Raw genomic sequence first — 17062 nt, 5'->3', positions numbered from 1 at the left:
GTCAGCCGTGCTGGAGCCGGCGTCGCAGGAGCAGCAGTCCGCCGCCGAGGGTCAGCAGCGACACGCCGATCAGGCCGTACACGATGGTGGTCGTGCCGGTGCGCGGCAGTTCCGTTGCCTCCGGGGCGGGCGTGGCCGGTGCCGGGGTCGCCGGCGTGGTCGGGTCGGTCGGTGGCGCGGTGGTGGCCGCGCCGCCGCCGGATCCGCCAGCGGTCAGGCGGAGCGTCACCGAGGTGTCCGGGTTGGTGTACCGGTTGGTGGGCGCGAGCCAGAGCCGAACGCTCTTCGTGCCGCCGGTGGCCGCCACCCGTACGTCGAAACTGTCCGTGGCACCGTCCGCGAGGCGGCGCTCGCGCAGGATCTCGCAGCCCACACCGTTCGTCCGGCCGCTGTCGGAGCACCCGGGTGCGGTCACCCGCACCCCGTCCGGGGTGGCGACGTTCAACGAGTACCCGCCGATGTCGAATGTGCCGGTGTTCGTGACCCGGACCCGAATGGTCGCGGCACCGTCGACGACCGGGCCGGCGGTGGCCCGTAGCCGCAGCGTCGTGCGGTCCGGCCAGTTGATCCGGAATTCGGTGGGTCGGTCGGCGCGGCCAGTGGCGTCCTGACCGGCCACGGAACCCCACTCGGTCGCGCCGAAGACCGGCTGCGCGGCCGATGAGGTCACCGTCAGGCGGTACGTCCGATCGCCGCCGGCGGGCAGTTCCGCGCCGCCGCAGACCCAGGTCCTGGGCGCACCGTCGCCGGCCCGGCAGTCGCCGCCCGCGGTCAGGTCGGCATTCTGTGGCAGGCGGAGCACGAAGAAGCCCTTCGCCGCTGTCCCACCCTCGTTGACGACTTTGACCTCCAGCGGACCCGACGGGTGCCACGGGTCGCCGCCGAGGAAGACGATGTCGGCCCGGGCCAGGATCGTCGGCGCGGCGCTCCCGGCCGTCGTGCTCGGCGAGACGGTCGGCTTTGCAGGGGCGGCACCGGCAACGGTTGGGGTGGCGAGGGCGGACAGGGCGAGCACGGCGGCACCGAGAATGCCGGACCGGAGCGGGCGGTTCATGACGACTCCCGAGGGGTTGCGGTGGGCTGACGGCGATATCACCCCGGTGCCGTTCTCCCGGTTGCGAGCTGTCGGATGTCGTGCAGTCCGCGCGGCAACTGCAACCGTTGGCGCCCCTCGCGAATCAGGGCAGCGCGGCGACGGCCTCGGCGTACGCGATGCCGGTGGCGATGGCGGCGTCCATGAGGACCCGTAGCTGCGCCGGGGCGACCCCGTGCGCCAGGTCGGTGGCCACGTCGCCGGCCAGCACCAACTCGTCGCCGAGGTCGTGCGCGTACGCCTTGGGCAGCAGCCGGTCGTGGTTCCACGCGTTGCAGAAGGCGTACGCCTCGGCGCGGCGGGCGGCCGGCAACCGGCGGTTGGCCATGGCGCGGGCGTGCAGCACCTCGCCGCGTTCACCGGCCCGCCGGAACTGGATCACCGTTCCCTCCCAGTGGCCGACCACCGCCTCGCCCTCGTCCACCAGGTACCGGTCGCCGCGCCCGTCCAGGATCCCGGTGATCATGCCGAGGGAGAGCGCCGACAATTCGCGTTCGCCCAGCTCGGCCTCGACGTCGACCCCGACGTCGGACCGGTCGTCGTCGGGCTCGTCAGGCTCGTCGTCACTGGGCAGCGGAACCGGCGCCGCGAGCGGGCGCACGGCCAGCCAGGCGGCCATCCGTCCGGAGTGGTGCCCCGTGCCGTTGCGCGCGTCGAAGCTGCCAGCCAACTCGTTCGCCACCCCGAGCAGCAGCGCCCCGAGCGTGGCGACGTCCAACTCGGTGGCCGGCCGCTCGCCGTACGCGGGCCGGGGCATCGTCCGCCCGCCCAGCCCTGCGTCGGTGGCCAGCCCGCAGAGCAGTGCCCCGGCGGCGGCGAACTCCATGGCGGCGAGGTCGTCGGTCGGCCGGTCCAACCGGGGCAACTGCTCGGCCAGGATGGCCAGCCCGCGCTCCAGATGCCCACCCAGCGCGCAGAACCGCAGGTGTGCGGCGAGGTGCGGGAACGCCGCGCGCTCCCGCCGGTGCCGGCGGTACGCCCGCACGTGCGCTGTCGCCGCCCGTTCCGGCTCACCGATGCGCAGTGCCGGCAGCAGACCGGCGACCAGATCCCGCTCGGGCTGGTCGGTGCAGGCCTGCGGGTCGCCGTCGGTTTTCCCGAGCTCGGTCACTGCGGCATTCCACTCGCCCCAGCCGGCCAGCAGCTCGGCCCGCCGGGCCGAGGCGCAGCCCGGGCAGCCGCCGGCCGGGCCTGGCCGTTTTCCGGACCATCGCTCGTACCAGTGCCGGGCGGTGGGCTCGTCGCCCAGATGATCGGCGATCCGGCAGTGCAGCTCCGCCACGGTCGGTGTGTCCGGACCATCCGTGCCGACGCGGTGGGCCAGGTCGTGCAGCAGGGACCGGGTCTGGTCCAGCCCGACCCGGGGAGTGCCGAGCAGCGCCTCCACCGCGTACCGCTGGTAACGCAGCAGCAGCCCGGTCTCCGTCTCGGTGAGCACGTCGGGCCGGTGGTCGGCGGCGGCCCGGCAGCGCCGGACCGGCTCGACCAGACGCCACCGCTCCCCGTGCAGCAGGTACGCCTCGATCAACGCGAACCGTGCGTCCATCCCGGACCGGACGTCGCCGGCCGCGTCGGCACGCTCGGCGAGCCGTTCCAGGGCCACCTGCCGGGCCGGGCCGTCGGGAAGGTCACGAGCCTCGGCGAGCGCGGCCTCCAGCGCCGGTACGCGGCCCCGCGCGAGCCGCTCACCGGCACGGGTGGGTGGCGTGCCGGCGCGGCTGCCGGTGAACTCGTCCCGGCCGGTCACGACGGCACCGCTCCGGGCAGTCGACGAACCGCCACGGCGAGCTGGCAGCCGGTGGAGATGCCACAGTCGAGCAGCTGGTCGAGCTGGTGTGGGGTCACGCCGCGTTCCAGGTCGGTGATCACCTCGCCGTACACCCGGGCCCGACCGTCGTCGGCGACGTGGACGAACGCCTTCGGCCAGAGCCGGTCGTGGTTCCACGAGTTGCAGAACGCGTACAGGTCGGGCACCCGTTCGATGCCGAAGGTCGGATCGACCATGGTGCGGATCTGGAGCAGCTCACCGTCCCCGCCGACGCGAAGGAACCAGATCAGGTTGTCGTCGAAGTGGCCGACGAGGTCGCCGTCCGGGGTCGGACCGACGGACCGGCCCCGGGCAGCGAGCACCGCGGCGACCAGTTCACCGGTCAGCGGACGCAGCAAGTCGGGGTGCCCGGCCAGTGGATCGTCCGGATCGCCTTCGATTTCCGGCGACGCCATGGGGCATCCCTTCTGAGGCGGATATCACGACCGGCGGTGGGGTTCGTGTTTCGACGCGCGGACACGACCCGGAAAAGCGGGGATCTGCCCGCCCCCACCGTTACCGTGACTCTATGGCGGGCCGTACCTCTCAGGCGAGCCGGCGGCGCGGCGCGTCGCCGCGCGGTGGCACCAACAGTCGTGCCCGTCAACCGGCGAAGAAGACCACCCGGGCACCGGTCCGACGTCGCACCACGCCGGCCCGGCCCGGCCCGGCGGTCTACGTCGGCCGTGCGGTGGGTGCACTGTGGATGGGGCTGGCGCACGGGATGGGCTGGGCGGTGCGTGCCGCTGGCCGGCAGGCTGCGTCGGCCCGCGACCTCGACCCGGAGCACCGCCGGGACGGCGCCGGGCTGCTCCTGTTCGGGCTCGCTCTGCTCAGCGCCGTGGCGCTCTGGTTGTCCGGAGCGGGGCCGGTCGGCGCGCGACTGGCCGACACGATCCGGCTGTTCCTGGGCGCGATCTCGGTTGTCGTACCGGTGCTGCTGATGATCGGTGCGTGGCGGCTGATGCGTCAGCCGGCCGATCCGGAGCACCGCGGCCGTGGGTTGATCGGCTGGGGTTCGCTGCTGGTGTCGACCGCCGCGTTGCTCCAGATCGGTCAGGATCCGGTCGACCCGCTGGAGCGTGACTTCGCCGGCGGCCTGGTCGGCGCGGGCGTCGGTGGGCTGCTGGAGCGGGCGGTCACCGCCTGGGTGGCGGTGCCGCTGCTCGTCCTGCTGCTGCTCTTCGGCCTGCTGGTGGTGACCGCGACGCCGATCAACAAGATCCCGGAGCGGCTGGGCCTGCTCGCCGGTGGGCTGGTCGGCGCACCGGAGGCGGATGAGGAGGCGGACGAGGTGGCCGCCAAGCCGGCGCGTAAGCGACCGGCGAAGCGGATGCCCGCACCACTGGACCCGGACGACTTCGATGACCTGGACGGCGCGGACCTCCAGGAAACCATGGTGCTGCCGCGCAAGTCTCCGGCGAAGGTGCCGGCGAGCCGCAAGCCGTCGGTCGAGCCGCCGGAGCACTCGCCCGCCCCGACCCGGGCCGAGCAGCTGGCGTTGACCGGGCTCTCCGGGGACTACACCCTGCCGCCGGCCAACATGCTCAGTGCCGGGGCCGCAGCGAAGACCCGCAGCAAGGCCAACGACGAGGTGATCGCCGCGTTGACCGGCGTGTTCGACCAGTTCGACGTGGACGCCGCCGTCACCGGCTTCACCCGTGGCCCGACCGTCACGCGGTACGAGGTGGAGCTGGGGCACGGCGTCAAGGTCGAGCGGATCACCCAGCTGTCCCGCAACATCGCGTACGCGGTGAAGTCGCCTGACGTACGGATCCTCAGTCCGATCCCGGGCAAGAGCGCCGTCGGCGTGGAGATCCCGAACGCCGACCCGGAGAACGTGGCCCTCGGTGACGTGCTGCGTTCGCGCGCGGCGACCAGCGATCACCACCCGATGGTCGTGGCGCTCGGCAAGGACATCGAGGGCGGCTACGTGGTGGCCAACCTCGCCAAGATGCCGCACATCCTGATCGCCGGAGCCACTGGCGCGGGCAAGTCGAGCTGTCTCAACACCCTGCTGGTGTCCATCCTCACCCGGGCCACCCCGGACGAGGTGCGGCTGCTGCTGATCGACCCGAAGCGGGTCGAGATGACCGGTTACGAGGGCATCCCGCACCTGGTCACTCCGATCGTGACCAACGCGAAGAAGGCGGCCGACTCGCTGGACTGGGTGGTCCGCGAGATGGACATGCGCTACGACGACCTCGCCGCCAACGGGGTCCGGCACATCGACGACTTCAACCGCAAGGTCCGTAACGGCGAGATCAAGGCCCCGCCGGGCAGCGAACGTGAGATGCGTCCGTACCCGTACCTGTTGGTGATCGTGGACGAGCTGGCGGACCTGATGATGGTCGCGCCGCGCGACGTGGAGGACTCCGTCGTCCGGATCACCCAGCTGGCCCGGGCCGCCGGCATTCACCTGGTGCTGGCCACCCAGCGCCCCTCGGTCGACGTGGTGACCGGTCTGATCAAGGCGAACGTGCCGTCCCGGCTGGCGTTCGCCACCTCCTCCCTCGCGGACTCCCGGGTCATCCTCGACCAGCCGGGCGCGGAGAAGCTGCTCGGCCGTGGTGACGGGCTCTTCCTGCCGATGGGCGCCTCCAAGCCGGTCCGGATCCAGGGCGCCTGGGTCACCGAGCGGGAGATCGCCGACGTGGTGAAGTTCTGCAAGGACCAGCGTGAGCCGGAATTCCGCAAGGACGTGCTGGCCCCGGCGCAGGAGAGCAAGAAGAAGATCGACGAGGACATCGGCGACGACCTGGACCTGTTGGTGCAGGCGGTGGAGCTGGTGGTCACCTCGCAGTTCGGCTCGACCTCGATGCTGCAACGCAAGCTGCGGGTCGGTTTCGCCAAGGCGGGCCGCCTGATGGACCTGATGGAGACCCGGGGAGTGGTCGGGCCGTCCGAGGGGTCGAAGGCGCGCGACGTGCTGGTCAAGCCGGACGAGCTGGACGAGGTCCTGACCGGCCTGCGCGGCGACGTGGACTGACCTACTGTCGACAGTGGACGCACGACGGGCCCGCCGGATCCCGGCGGGCCCGCGACAAGAGAGTGGTCAGTTGTTGATCAGCGCGCCGATGATCACCAGGCTGATGATCGCGGCGACGACGCTCGCCACGGCGGCGTACCAACCGAGCGGCTTGTCACCGAGAACCGCGCCGACGACGCCCGCGATGACACCGAGCACGCCGAAGATGATCGGGTTGAGCAGCAGGGCCAGGACCGCGAAGACGAAGCCCACGATGGTGAGGATGCGGGCGGCGTTGCTGCGGGGACGGGCGGTGCTCGGCATGTCGGCCATGTCTTCCTCCAAGTGAGAGCCTGTCGTGACGAATCGATCAATACCCACTGTTGGCACCCATCACGCCTGCCTGCGCGGCACCTCAGTGGAAGATCTTGAGGCCGATCACGCCGGCGACCACCAGGAAGAGGCAGAGAATCCGGGGCAGGCTCGCCGACTCGCCGAGCGCCAGCATCCCGACCAGCGCGGTGCCGACCGCGCCGATGCCGACCCAGACCGCGTAGCCGGTGCCGACGGGGATGTCCCGGAGCGCGTACGACAGCCCGGCCATGCTCAGCAGCAGGGTCACCACGAACACCATTGACGGGACCAGCCGGCTGAAGCCGGCGCTGCGGTCCAGGGCGATCGCCCAGGCCGTCTCCAACAGTCCCGAGATCACCAGTACGAGCCAGGCCATCGTTCACCTCACCGGAAGCGCCCGGGGCTGCCGCGCCGGGACGAGTCGAGTCTGCACGTCACGCGGGGCGTCTTGGCCTGACCGGGTACGCCCACCACTCGTCCGGAGCGGCCACGAGCATCCGGCCGCCGGTGCCGACGCTAGCACCGCCCGTGGTGGCGGGACGGTGACCGTCACCACGACCCGTTGACCTCTACCTGACTTCAACTTGCAGTATCGCCACCATGACCATGCTCTACGCCGACCCCGAGGTCGCCGCCGCGCTGGACGCCGCCACCACGGTCGCCGCCATGCGCGCCGCCCTCCTGGCCGCGTACGAGGGACGCCTGATCGCGCCGCCGCGGGCCGCCGTACCGCTGGGCGGCGGGCGGATGGTGCTCACCGCCGGGCACCTGGTCGACGAGTGGTACGGCTACCGCTCCTACGACACCTTCGGTCACCCGCAGGGCGAGCAGTTGGTGGTGCTGCACGACGCCCGGACCGGGGCGATCCGGGCGGTCGCGGTGGGCGAGGAGTTGGGCTCCCGTCGTACCGGAGGGTTGGGGGGTCTCGCGGTCGACGCGCTGGCCCGTCGCGACGCCGCCACCCTCGGGGTGATCGGCTCCGGTCGGCAGGCGTGGACCCAGGTCTGGGCAGCCGCCGCGGTCCGCCCGTTGCGCGAGGTGGTGGTGCACAGCCGCTCCGCAGCTCGCCGGGAGGCCTTCGCCGCCCGGGTCCGTGTCGAACTGGGCGTGCCGGCCCGTGCGGTGGCAGATCCGGGCTCGGCCGCCACCGGGCGGGACCTGGTGGTGCTGGCGACCACCAGCCCGACCCCGGTGCTCTGCGCCGCCGACCTCAGCCCCGGCACGCACGTCAACGCGGTCGGTTTCAAGCAGCGCGACCGCAGCGAGTTCGGCACCGACCTGCTGGACACCGCCGACCTGCTGGTCACCGATTCACCGGCCCAGGCGGCGGACTACCAGCCGCCGATGCTCGCGGCCACACCCCCGTACGCCGGGCGGTTGCGCGACCTTGGCGGCATCCTGGCCGGCGCGGTCCCCGGCCGGACCACCGCGGACCAGATCTCCGTCTTCTGTTGCACCGGCCTGGCCGGCACCGAGGTGTTCCTGCTCGACGCGCTGACCCGGGTTGGCGCCGAGGCGCGCTGACGGAATGACGTTCTCCTCCGTGTCGACCGTCTCCGCAGCCCGCGTGCGTGGGCTCACCCGGCCGGCCCGGTACCCTCGGATGGTGTCTGCCACCTCTCCTTCTCCCGCTGACCACGCCGACGGCCGTCGCGTCGCCCTGCTGACCCTGGGCTGTGCCCGCAACGAGGTCGACTCCGAGGAGCTGGCCGCCCGCCTGCACGCCGACGGCTGGCAGGTGACCACCGACGGCGAGGGCGCCGACGTGGTGGTCGTCAACACCTGCGGCTTCGTGGAGAAGGCCAAGCAGGACTCGATCCAGACCCTGCTCGCCGCCGCCGGAACGGGCGCCAAGGTGGTCGCCGCAGGCTGCATGGCCGAGCGGTACGGCCGTGAGTTGGCCGACAGCCTGCCCGAGGCCCAGGCGGTGCTGAGCTTCGACGACTACCCCGACATCGCCGCCCGGCTGAACGCCGTCGTCGCCGGCGAGCAGATCAGCGCGCACACCCCACGGGACCGGCGCGAGCTGCTGCCGCTGACCCCGGTGCAGCGCCGCGACAGCGGGGTGTCGCTTCCCGGCCACGGCACGGTGACCCGCACCGTCGTCGACACCGACGAGCACACCCCGGCACACCTGCGCCAGGTGCTGCGTCGACGGCTCGACACCGGTCCGGTGGCCTCGCTGAAGCTGGCCAGCGGCTGCGACCGCCGCTGCGCGTTCTGTGCCATCCCGGCCTTCCGGGGGGCCTTCGTCTCGCGTACGCCAGACGAGCTGCTCGCCGAGGCGGAGTGGCTGGCCAAGACCGGCGTACGGGAGCTGGTGCTGGTCAGCGAGAACTCCACCTCGTACGGCAAGGACCTGGGTGACCCGCGCGCCCTGGAGAAGCTGCTGCCCCAGCTCGCCGCGGTGACCGGCATCGTCCGGGTGCGGGCCAGCTACCTCCAGCCGGCCGAGACCCGGCCCGGGCTGGTCGAGGCGATCGCGACCACCCCGGGCGTGGCACCGTACTTCGACCTGTCGTTCCAGCACTCCAGCGAGCCGGTGCTGCGCCGGATGCGGCGTTTCGGGTCCACCGACCGGTTCCTGGAGCTGCTGGCGAGTGCCCGCGCCCTTGCTCCGGACGCCGGCGCCCGGAGCAACTTCATCGTCGGTTTCCCCGGCGAGACCCGTGGCGACGTCGACGAGCTGGTCCGGTTCCTGACCGAGGCCCGGCTCGACGCGATCGGCATGTTCGACTACAGCGACGAGGACGGCACCGAGGCGGCCGGCCTGCCCGGCAAGGTCTCCGCCGCGACGATCAAGCGGCGCTACGACCGGCTCAGCGCCCTCGCCGACGAGCTCTGCTCGCAGCGGGCCGAAGACCGGCTCGGATCGACCGTCGAGGTGCTTGTCGACTCGATCGAGGACGGCGTGGTGGAGGGCCGGGCGGCCCACCAGGCGCCGGAGGTGGACGGTTCCACCACCCTCGTCGCCCCGGTCGAGGGCGGGGTCGACCTGGCCGCGCTGCGCCCGGGCGATCTGGTACGCGCAACGGTGACCGGCACCGAAGGGGTGGACCTGCTCGCTGTGCCGGATGAGATGATCTCGGCGGCGCCCGGCGCGGCACGGTGACGGCGGGTCCGAGCGGAGTGGGGGACCCAGGTGGTGCGGTGCCGGGAACGCCACGGCGGCCCGAGCGGAGTGCGGCGGTGACCGGGGCGACGGAGTCGACGCCGGGCCGGGTGGTGGCCGTGGTGCCCGTCGTCAACGCGGCGAACGCGTTGACCGCCCTGCGGCTGCTGCTGGTGCCGGTCTTCGCCGCCTCGGTGATCATGTCCGGGATGACCCACACCGGTTGGCGGATGGCGGCCTGCCTGATCTTCGCGGTGGCCTCGGCGACCGACCTGGTGGACGGCTGGATCGCCCGCCGCTTCGGGCTGGTCACCTCGGTGGGCAAGGTGGCCGACCCGATCGCCGACAAGGCGCTGACCGGCGCGGCGCTGGTGCTGCTCTCCTGGTACGACCAGCTGCCCTGGTGGGTGACCGCGCTGATCCTCGTTCGCGAGCTCGGCATCACCGGGCTGCGGTTCTGGGTGATCCGGCACGGCGTCATCGCCGCCAGTCGAGGTGGCAAGGTCAAGACCGCGCTCCAGATCCTCGCCATCGCCTGGTACCTCTGGCCGATGCCGGCCGCGCTCGCCGCCGTCGGCCCCTGGATCATGGCCGCCGCCGTCCTGGTCACGGTCGCCACCGGCTTCGACTACGTAGCGCAGGCCCTCCGCCTCCGCCGCCCCCGCTGACAGTCCCGGGCCCCGCTTTCCGCCGTTGATCATGGGGTTGTCGCCCTGCCGGACGGCGTGTCGTGACGCCAACTCCATGATCACCGCGATCGGGTGGGGTTGGGGTCGGATCGGGTGATTGGGTTGGGGACTGGTGGGTGGGGAACGACTGGTTTCTGCGACGGAGGGTGGGGTGTCGGTGAACGGTGGCGGGGCGAGTGGTGCCGGGGTCGCTGGTGACGGGGTGGGCGGTACCGAGGTCGGCAGTGCTGCGGCGGGGGTCGTGCACCGGCTGGCCGAGCGGCACGAAACCCTGGCCACAGTCGAATCGCTCACCGGTGGGTCGCTCGCCGCTTCGATCGTGAACATCGCCGGGGTCAGCGGGGTCTACCGGGGCGGCCTCGTGGTCTACGCCACCGAGTTGAAGGCGACGCTGGCTGGCGTACCGGCTGATCTGTTGTCCGACCGGGGGCCGGTGGACCCGGACGTGGCGGTGGCGCTCGCCGAGGGCGGCCGGCAGCGGTGCGGCGCGGACTGGGGGCTGGCCACCACCGGGGTCGCCGGCCCGGAGCCGCAGGACGGGAAACCCGTCGGCCTGGTCTACGTCGCGGTCGCCGGACCGGACGGCAGCGAGGTCCGCCAGCTCGACCTGGGCGGCGGGCGGGACCACGTCCGAGCGGCGGCGGTGGTCGAGGCGCTGCGGTTGCTCTCCGAGCGGCTGGCCGCCACAACCTCGTGAACGCCAGGGCCGAAACGGTCAGAGCCACCCGAGCCGACGCCACGCGGGCGTCGTCGTGCCCGTCCCGACGAACCGACGGGCGGGGCGGGATGTCGCCCGCGCCCGCAACGGGTACGGTTGCGGGAAGGCTCCGACGTTCGGGGTCGGCGCGGTCCGCCGCAGCCGGCCGCCCAGCGGCGAGCGCGAGGTATCCCTCAGGGGGAGGTGCGATGATCCTGCTACGCCGGGTGATCGGTGACGCACTGCGAGCGCGCCGGCAGGGCCAGCAGCGCACGCTGCGTGAGGTCTCCACCGCCGCCAACGTCAGCCTCGGCTACCTCTCCGAGATCGAGCGCGGGCACAAGGAGCCGTCGAGCGAGCTGCTCGCCGCGATCTGCGACGCCCTCGGTGCCCGCCTCTCCGAGCTGCTGCGTGAGGTGAGCGACACCGTGGCGCTCGCCGAGCAGATGCCCGAGGTGCTCGTCTCGATGCCGGACGAGCCGGCCGAAGCCGCTGCCAAGAGCACCAACCGGGGTGTCCGTCAGGTCACCTCCGACGGCAAGGTCGCCGTCTCGGTCCGCCAGGACTCGCCGCTCAAGGCCACCCTGCGCAGCACCCGGGTCCGCCCGACCGAGCGCGACCGGGACGTGGTCTGCGCGGCCTGAGCCGCGATTTTGTTGACCATGGGCGGGCTGGCCCCGGCCGCGTAGGGTTGCTCGCAGGAGCCGCCGGTGCTGTCGACCGCCCGGTACGGATGCCTCATTGGCGTTCGGCTGGGACGATGGAGACCGGCCGGCAACGGTCGGCCGGTTCAGCCGGCCGGCCGTGGTGGAGCGACGCTACTGAGGGGATACCGCGGAGATGGCGAACCCGTTCGTCAAGGGTTGGAACTACCTGATGGCGCTCTTCGGTGCGAAGATCGACGAGCACGCCGATCCCAAGGTGCAGATCCAGCAGGCCATCGAGGATGCCCAGCGGCAGCACCAGGCGCTGGTTCAGCAGGCTGCCGCGGTGATCGGCAACCAGCGTCAGCTGGAGATGAAGCTGTCTCGGCAGATGACCGAGGTCGAGCGGTTGCAGGGCAACGCCCGCCAGGCCCTGGTGCTCTCCGACCAGGCCCGGGCCAAGGGCGACGAGGCCGAGGCGGTGCGGTTCGAGCAGTCCGCGCAGACGCTGGCCAGCCAGCTCGTCTCCGCCGAGCAGGCCACCGAGGACCTGAAGACGCTGCACGACCAGGCGCTGGGCGCCGCCGCCCAGGCCCGCCGAGCCGTCGAGAACAACTCGATGATCCTCCAGCAGAAGCTCGCCGAGCGCACCAAGCTGCTCAGCCAGCTGGAGCAGGCCAAGATGCAGGAGACGGTGGCCCGCTCGCTGGAGTCGATGTCGTCGCTGACCGCGCCGGGCACCACCCCGTCGCTGGACGAGGTGCGCGACCGCATCGAGCGGCGGTACGCCAACGCGATGGGTCGCGCCGAACTGGCCGGCAACTCCGTCGAGGGCCGTATGTTGGAAATTCAGAAGGCCACGATCGACTCGGCCGGCTCCGCCCGGCTGGAGCAGATCCGGTCCAGCATGGCGGGGGAGCAGCTCGGCGGCACGGCCCAGCAGCGACCTGCCGTCCCGCAGGCCGAGAAGACCGGCCCGGCCAACGACCCGACGGCCGCCGCCCGGCTGGACGAGCTGCGCGCCAGCATGGCTCGCGAGCGGGGCACCGGCGACCCGACCGCCGCCGGCTGAACGACCGGATCGAGGGGGGCACTGTGGCAGACGAGCGGACCCGGTACTTCCGGAGGCTGGGTCGGCTTCGCCGGTCGGCCCGACGGTGGAGCGTGCTGGCCGGTGGGCTCGGCGGCGCGGCGGCGGTGCTGACTCCGTACGCCGGCCTTGGTCTGCCCGACGCGGCCTGGGCCGGCGCCGCGGGCAGCGCTGTGGCGCTCGCCGCCTGGCGCTGGATCGACGTGCGTGCCCTGGCCGCCCAGCCGGCGCCCCCAGCGCTCGACCCGGCCGAGGCGGCGGCCCGGTCGCGGGCCCGACTGATCGCCGCCGTCGAGCGGCTGCCGGTCGGCCCGGGCGTACTGGCCGAGGTACGCCGGGTCCGCTCCCGGATCGCTCTGCGCGGCACCAGCGCCGGAGAGCAGTGGGCCCGACTGGACCGGGCGGCGCTCACCCTGGCCGGAATGGCCCCCCGACTCACCGGGCTGGCCGAGCCGGCGGTGCTGGAGGCTGCCGCCGCCGACCGCTCGCTGCGCGACCTGGCCGCTCGGGTGGCCAGCGTCGAACGGGCGCTACGGCTGGCCCCGGCCGACGCCCGACCACCGCTGGCCGAGGCGCACGCCGCGCTGACCGCGCAACTGGAGGGCGGGGTGGCGGCATACGAACGGCTGGTGGTCGCCGCCGCCGGCTACCTGGCCGAGGACTCCCGACCGGAGACCGCCCATCCGGCCGCCGACCGGCTCACCGAGGCGACCGACCTGCTGCACGGGGTCGCCGGGGCGCTCGCCGAGCTGCGGGCCGTCGGCACCCCGCTGCGTGCGCCGACGCGCTGACGGCGCACGCGCTCCGAGAGGCAGCGCGCTGACAACGCACCCCGGGGAGGCCGCGTCGGCCCCCGGGCCGGTCACTGTGGTGTCGTCACCAGGACCGGTCCGGTGTACGGCGAGGCGCCAACGACGTTGAACGACCGGATCCGGTAGTGGTACGCGACGCCCCGGGCCAACCCCGTGTTGGTGAAGCCGCGGCCGGTCACCGTGAAGGTGGCCGTCTCCTGCTCGAAGGCCGGGTCGAGTGCCCGCTGCACGATGAACCCGGCCCCGGGGCCGCCGGGTGTGCTCGCCTCCCAGGCCAGGATCACCGTCGCGGTGTCCGGCCCCGGTGCGCTGGCGGTGGCGCTCACCCCGGTAGGGGTTCCCGGCGCGGGCGGCGAGGTCACCGTGGCGACCGTCGACCACGCGGAGGCGGAGCCCAGGTAGGTGGTGCGCACCCGGTAGTAGTACGTGGTGTCCGGTGCCACTGTCGCGTCCAGGTGGTTGTCGCCCACCCCTATCGCCGTGGTGCCCGGGCCGCTGGTGAACGTCGGGTTGGTGGCCCGCTGCACGTCGATGCCGGTGGCGAACGAGCGGTTCGTCCAGCGCAGCGCCACCCGCAGCGGGGCGGCCGGCGGGAGCGTCGCGGCCAGACCGCTCGGCGCGGCCAGGTGTACCGATGCGGGTACCCCGTTCGACCAGGACGAGTAGCTGACCGCGTTCTCCGCCCGGATCCGGTAGTGGTAGGTCACCCCGGGGGTGACTGTCGCGTCGGTGTAGCGGGTGGCGGCTGCCGCGACGGTGATCGTGGTGACCTCGCCGCCGAAGGTCGCGTCGGTGGCCCGTTGCAGCAGGTGGCTGGTGGCGGGCGGACGCCCGCCGTTGCTGGTCCAGGCCAGCGCGATCGCGGGTAACGCGGTGGCCGAGCCGGACACCGGTGTGGCGGTCAGCCCGGTCGGCGCCTTCGGCGCCACCCGCAGCACCAGCGGCCGGCTCATCCCGCCGTCGCGGTGGCCGGCGAGTTGACTGTGCCAGCGGTACTCCCAGCCCAGGTTGACCAGTTGGTTGACCACGGTGGCCGGTCGCCCGTCGATCGGACTGATCGGCGTCGACCCGGTCCGCGCTCCGGCCGGACGGCAGGGGTCGAGCAACCGGACGCTGTCTCCCAGCTTGAACGGCAGCACCGGCGCGACCGGGCGTAGCGCCACCACCACGTCCTCCCGGGGGTTGACCCGGATGACCCCCTTCCACCCCAGCTCCGTGCCGTGCGGGAGTCGCAGCGTGCCGTCCCAGCCAACCCGGTTGATCACCTGCACGTCGCAGCCGGCGACGTGCAACGGCTCGGTCTGCCGGACGTTGCCGCTGATCCGCCAGAGCTGCGTGCCGTCGGTGGGGGAGCCCACCGGCACGGCGGGGTCGGTGGCGAAGAGCACCTCGGTGACCGGGTCGGTCGTACCGAGCGGCAGCGTCGTCGGGTTGAGCGGCCCGGCATGGGGGTGCCCGACGCCGAGCCGGCCCGCCGACCGGCCGTGGTCCGGCTCGAAGATCTGCTGCGCGGCTTTCACCGCGATCGGCAGGGTCACCGGGCCGGTGCCGGCCGTCGGCGTGAACGTCACAGTGGAGGCGTGCACCGGCACCGTCGTCTGCGCCGGTGTCCGGGTGCCGAACGCCCTGTCGTACGCCGGCTGCGGGACGATCGGCGGGCGCTGGCTGGCCGCGTACGCCAGGGGCAGCCGTTCGCGCAGCCGGCTCAGGTCGTACGGCGGCTCGGGCGTCCCGGTGACCCGGAACTGGAGCAGGGTGCGGGTGTTCGGGCCGTACCCCGGTTCGGTCGAGGGCGGGCCGCCACCGGCGCTGCGGTCCGGGGCATCGGTGTGCTGGTCGTAGCGGCTGTCGAAGCCGGGCAGTGGGGCCGGAGCGTCGTTGTAGAGAATCAGCGTGCTACCCGGCGGCACGGCGGTGAAATCGACGAGCACGTCGGCCCGTTCGCCCGGGGCGAGCAGCACTGTGTGTCCGTCGACGTTCAGCACTGTCGGGTCGAGCCGGTCGTAGCGGTAGCCGATCGGTTGGTTCGGCAGCACCACCGGCGCCGGCAGGAGGCCGGCCTCGTTGCCGATCTGGATGAACTCCGGGCCGGCAGCGCGGGGATCCGGCACACCGCCGTCGCGTCCGTCGGTGGGCCACCCCGCCGGACGGTCCGCCGCCCGCGCGGCTGGCACCATCGGCACTTCACCGGCGTCGGGGTCGGCGAGCGCCCCGTCGGCCGTCCACATCGCCGCGTCGGAGCAGGCGCGGTAGAGCTGAAGGTTGAGGCTGCGGTCCAGGCAGGCGTTGAGGATCCGGAACCGGTACGCGCGCGGCCGCACCTCCAGGTACGGGTAGGCGACGCCGTTGACGAGCGGGGTGTCGCCGTACGCTTCGGGCACCGCCGACGGGTGCGGTACGCCGGGGCTCGACGGCGGCTCGTCCGGCGCGCCGACCGGGTCGTGGTGCGGGTTCGGCACCCAACCGTCGGCGGGGGCGTCGCCGGAGGCGGGGTTGCGGGACCAGGGTCCGTAGTCCCACCGGCCGGTGGCGTTGCGTCCGCCGGACCGGTACGGGTTCTGCCGGGGTTGGTAGACATGCGGGTGCCAGAGGCTTCCCCGGGCGCCCCAGCGTTCCCGGTCCCAGGTCGGGTCCTCGGCGGCGAGTTGGGTGTCGTCCGGAACGAACGTCTTGTCCTCGATCACCAGCGGCACCTGGTCGGCCGGCAGCACCGCGTCGGCGACGAGCTGGTCCTCGGCCGGGTCGGCGATCAGGTAGAGCGCGAGCTGTCCGCCGTAGACGGTGAGTCGGGCCAGGCCGAGGGTGTTGTCGTGGAACCACAGCAGCCGGCCGCTCTGCTCGTTCGGAAAGTAGAGCGTGGTGGCCCCGGTGCCGGGCGCCGGCATGTCCGGCACGTGAGCCAGGCCGGGCCCGGTCGGGTACGGGGTGATCTCCCCGGCCGGGGTGATCCACTGCCCCGGGTTGCCCGCGCTGGTCCAGCCGGTCTGCGCCCCGGCCAGGTGCAGCACGGCCCGGTTCTGTGGGTACGGCGCCGGGCCGTCCAGTGGGCCCAGGCCGGCTCCCTCGACGGTGTCGTCGACCGGTAGGAACAGCTCGCCGGACCGGCCGGTGGGGAGCTGGTTGATGAACTTCACCCGGACCGGTCGACCCCGACGGGCGCTGATCATCGGCCCGAGGTGCCAGGGCCGCTCCGGAGGCGCCACCGTGTTGTGTCCGGCCGGGTCGGTGCCAAGGTTCAGTTGCCGGTAGCCGCGCAGCCGGGTGACCGGCAGGTCCCGGTGCAGCCGCTGCGCGTACTCCTGCAGGCCGATCTCGTAGTAGTCGCAGCCCGGATAGCTGATGGTGTCCGGCACCGCCACCGGCAGGTGGCTGCCGAGCTCGCCGCGGCCGGGCTGGCCCGGGACGGGCAGTGGGTCGACGAACTTGCGCAGCCCGGTCCCGGCCACCACCTGCCCGTCGGGGCCCCGGGTCGGGCGAGGGCTGTGGGCGAAGTTCGGTACCGGGCCGAAGTAGCGGGGCACGACGGCCGGGTCCAGGCTCGGCGTGACGACGGCCTCGTCGGTGGTACGCGGGGTCGGCACGGACGCGGCCCGGCTGTCGGCCTCGGTGTCGCGGGTGGTCCGCTCGAAGAAGGTGGAGCGGAGTCTGCGGAACATCGCCATGACTCTCCCCGGTTCGGGGCGCGAGGTCCGCCACCCCGGCGTGGGGGACCTCGGCACTCTGCTGACGGTCGGTGAGCGCTCAACCGCAGCATGCGACTCCGGCGGCCGGTTAGGAATTACCCAATCGTCCGTTT

At 73.0% G+C, this 17062-nt stretch carries 14 protein-coding genes and 1 riboswitch; of the genes, 8 read left to right on the top strand and 6 right to left on the bottom strand.

The features are described 5' to 3' along the window. Position 1: 1 nt before the first annotated feature. The 3 genes from ABZU43_RS28655 to ABZU43_RS28645 all read right to left on the bottom strand — a co-directional run bounded on the left by ABZU43_RS28655 (position 2) and on the right by ABZU43_RS28645 (position 3316). Positions 2–1054: an LPXTG cell wall anchor domain-containing protein gene (locus tag ABZU43_RS28655; protein ID WP_355009543.1), complete on the bottom strand. Its 1053-nt coding sequence runs from the start codon at positions 1052–1054 to the stop codon at positions 2–4. Positions 1055–1178: 124 nt separating this feature from the next. Next, a complete protein-coding gene (locus tag ABZU43_RS28650) occupies positions 1179–2750 on the bottom strand; it encodes a YbjN domain-containing protein (RefSeq protein ID WP_355009599.1) in 1572 nt (523 codons plus the stop codon). An 86-nt stretch (positions 2751–2836) separates the two neighbouring features. Next, the gene (locus tag ABZU43_RS28645; protein WP_355009542.1) at positions 2837–3316 is read right to left on the bottom strand and encodes a YbjN domain-containing protein; all 480 of its coding nucleotides are present in this window, start codon (positions 3314–3316) and stop codon (positions 2837–2839) included. A 113-nt stretch (positions 3317–3429) separates the two neighbouring features. Between ABZU43_RS28645 and ABZU43_RS28640 the strand changes: the two genes are divergently transcribed. After that, complete coding sequence (locus ABZU43_RS28640; RefSeq protein ID WP_355009541.1) at positions 3430–5889, top strand: DNA translocase FtsK 4TM domain-containing protein; 2460 nt, start codon at positions 3430–3432, stop codon at positions 5887–5889. Positions 5890–5955: 66 nt separating this feature from the next. Here ABZU43_RS28640 and ABZU43_RS28635 read toward each other — a convergent pair whose 3' ends face one another. Continuing rightward, entirely contained in the window at positions 5956–6201 is a 246-nt protein-coding gene (locus ABZU43_RS28635) for a hypothetical protein (protein ID WP_112586600.1), read from the bottom strand. Between the two features lie 82 nt (positions 6202–6283). Further along, positions 6284–6598, bottom strand: a complete 315-nt coding sequence (locus ABZU43_RS28630) for an SMR family transporter (RefSeq protein ID WP_355009540.1) — start codon at positions 6596–6598, stop codon at positions 6284–6286. 61 nt (positions 6599–6659) lie between these two features. Next, positions 6660–6731, bottom strand: a riboswitch (guanidine-III (ykkC-III) riboswitch). Between the two features lie 91 nt (positions 6732–6822). Here ABZU43_RS28630 and ABZU43_RS28625 point away from each other — a divergent pair. The 7 genes from ABZU43_RS28625 to ABZU43_RS28595 all read left to right on the top strand — a co-directional run bounded on the left by ABZU43_RS28625 (position 6823) and on the right by ABZU43_RS28595 (position 13245). Continuing rightward, on the top strand, positions 6823–7746 hold the full coding sequence (locus tag ABZU43_RS28625) for an ornithine cyclodeaminase family protein (protein WP_355009539.1): 924 nt from the start codon (positions 6823–6825) through the stop codon (positions 7744–7746). A 79-nt stretch (positions 7747–7825) separates the two neighbouring features. Then, positions 7826–9334, top strand: a complete 1509-nt coding sequence (gene rimO / locus ABZU43_RS28620) for a 30S ribosomal protein S12 methylthiotransferase RimO (RefSeq protein ID WP_355009598.1) — start codon at positions 7826–7828, stop codon at positions 9332–9334. A gap of 77 nt (positions 9335–9411) precedes the next feature. Further along, positions 9412–10002: a CDP-diacylglycerol--glycerol-3-phosphate 3-phosphatidyltransferase gene (gene pgsA, locus ABZU43_RS28615; protein ID WP_355009538.1), complete on the top strand. Its 591-nt coding sequence runs from the start codon at positions 9412–9414 to the stop codon at positions 10000–10002. Positions 10003–10225: 223 nt separating this feature from the next. Further along, positions 10226–10720 carry a CinA family protein gene (locus ABZU43_RS28610; protein WP_355009597.1) on the top strand — a complete coding sequence of 165 codons (495 nt, stop codon included), beginning with the start codon at positions 10226–10228 and terminating at the stop codon, positions 10718–10720. 209 nt (positions 10721–10929) lie between these two features. Next, positions 10930–11364, top strand: coding sequence for a helix-turn-helix transcriptional regulator (locus ABZU43_RS28605; protein ID WP_355009537.1), 435 nt, complete (start codon positions 10930–10932; stop codon positions 11362–11364). A gap of 196 nt (positions 11365–11560) precedes the next feature. Continuing rightward, the gene (locus ABZU43_RS28600) at positions 11561–12436 is read left to right on the top strand and encodes a PspA/IM30 family protein (RefSeq protein WP_355009536.1); all 876 of its coding nucleotides are present in this window, start codon (positions 11561–11563) and stop codon (positions 12434–12436) included. Between the two features lie 23 nt (positions 12437–12459). Continuing rightward, positions 12460–13245, top strand: a complete 786-nt coding sequence (locus ABZU43_RS28595) for a hypothetical protein (protein WP_355009535.1) — start codon at positions 12460–12462, stop codon at positions 13243–13245. A 71-nt stretch (positions 13246–13316) separates the two neighbouring features. Here ABZU43_RS28595 and ABZU43_RS28590 read toward each other — a convergent pair whose 3' ends face one another. After that, on the bottom strand, positions 13317–16928 hold the full coding sequence (locus ABZU43_RS28590; RefSeq protein WP_355009534.1) for a hypothetical protein: 3612 nt from the start codon (positions 16926–16928) through the stop codon (positions 13317–13319). Between the last annotated feature and the right edge of the window lie 134 nt (positions 16929–17062).

The sequence above is a fragment of the Micromonospora sp. NPDC005205 genome, from assembly GCF_040608275.1.
In the GTDB taxonomy this organism is placed as follows: Bacteria; Actinomycetota; Actinomycetes; order Mycobacteriales; family Micromonosporaceae; genus Micromonospora.
Note: the sequence above shows the minus strand (reverse complement) of the source record. Positions and strands in the feature narration are given on the sequence as shown.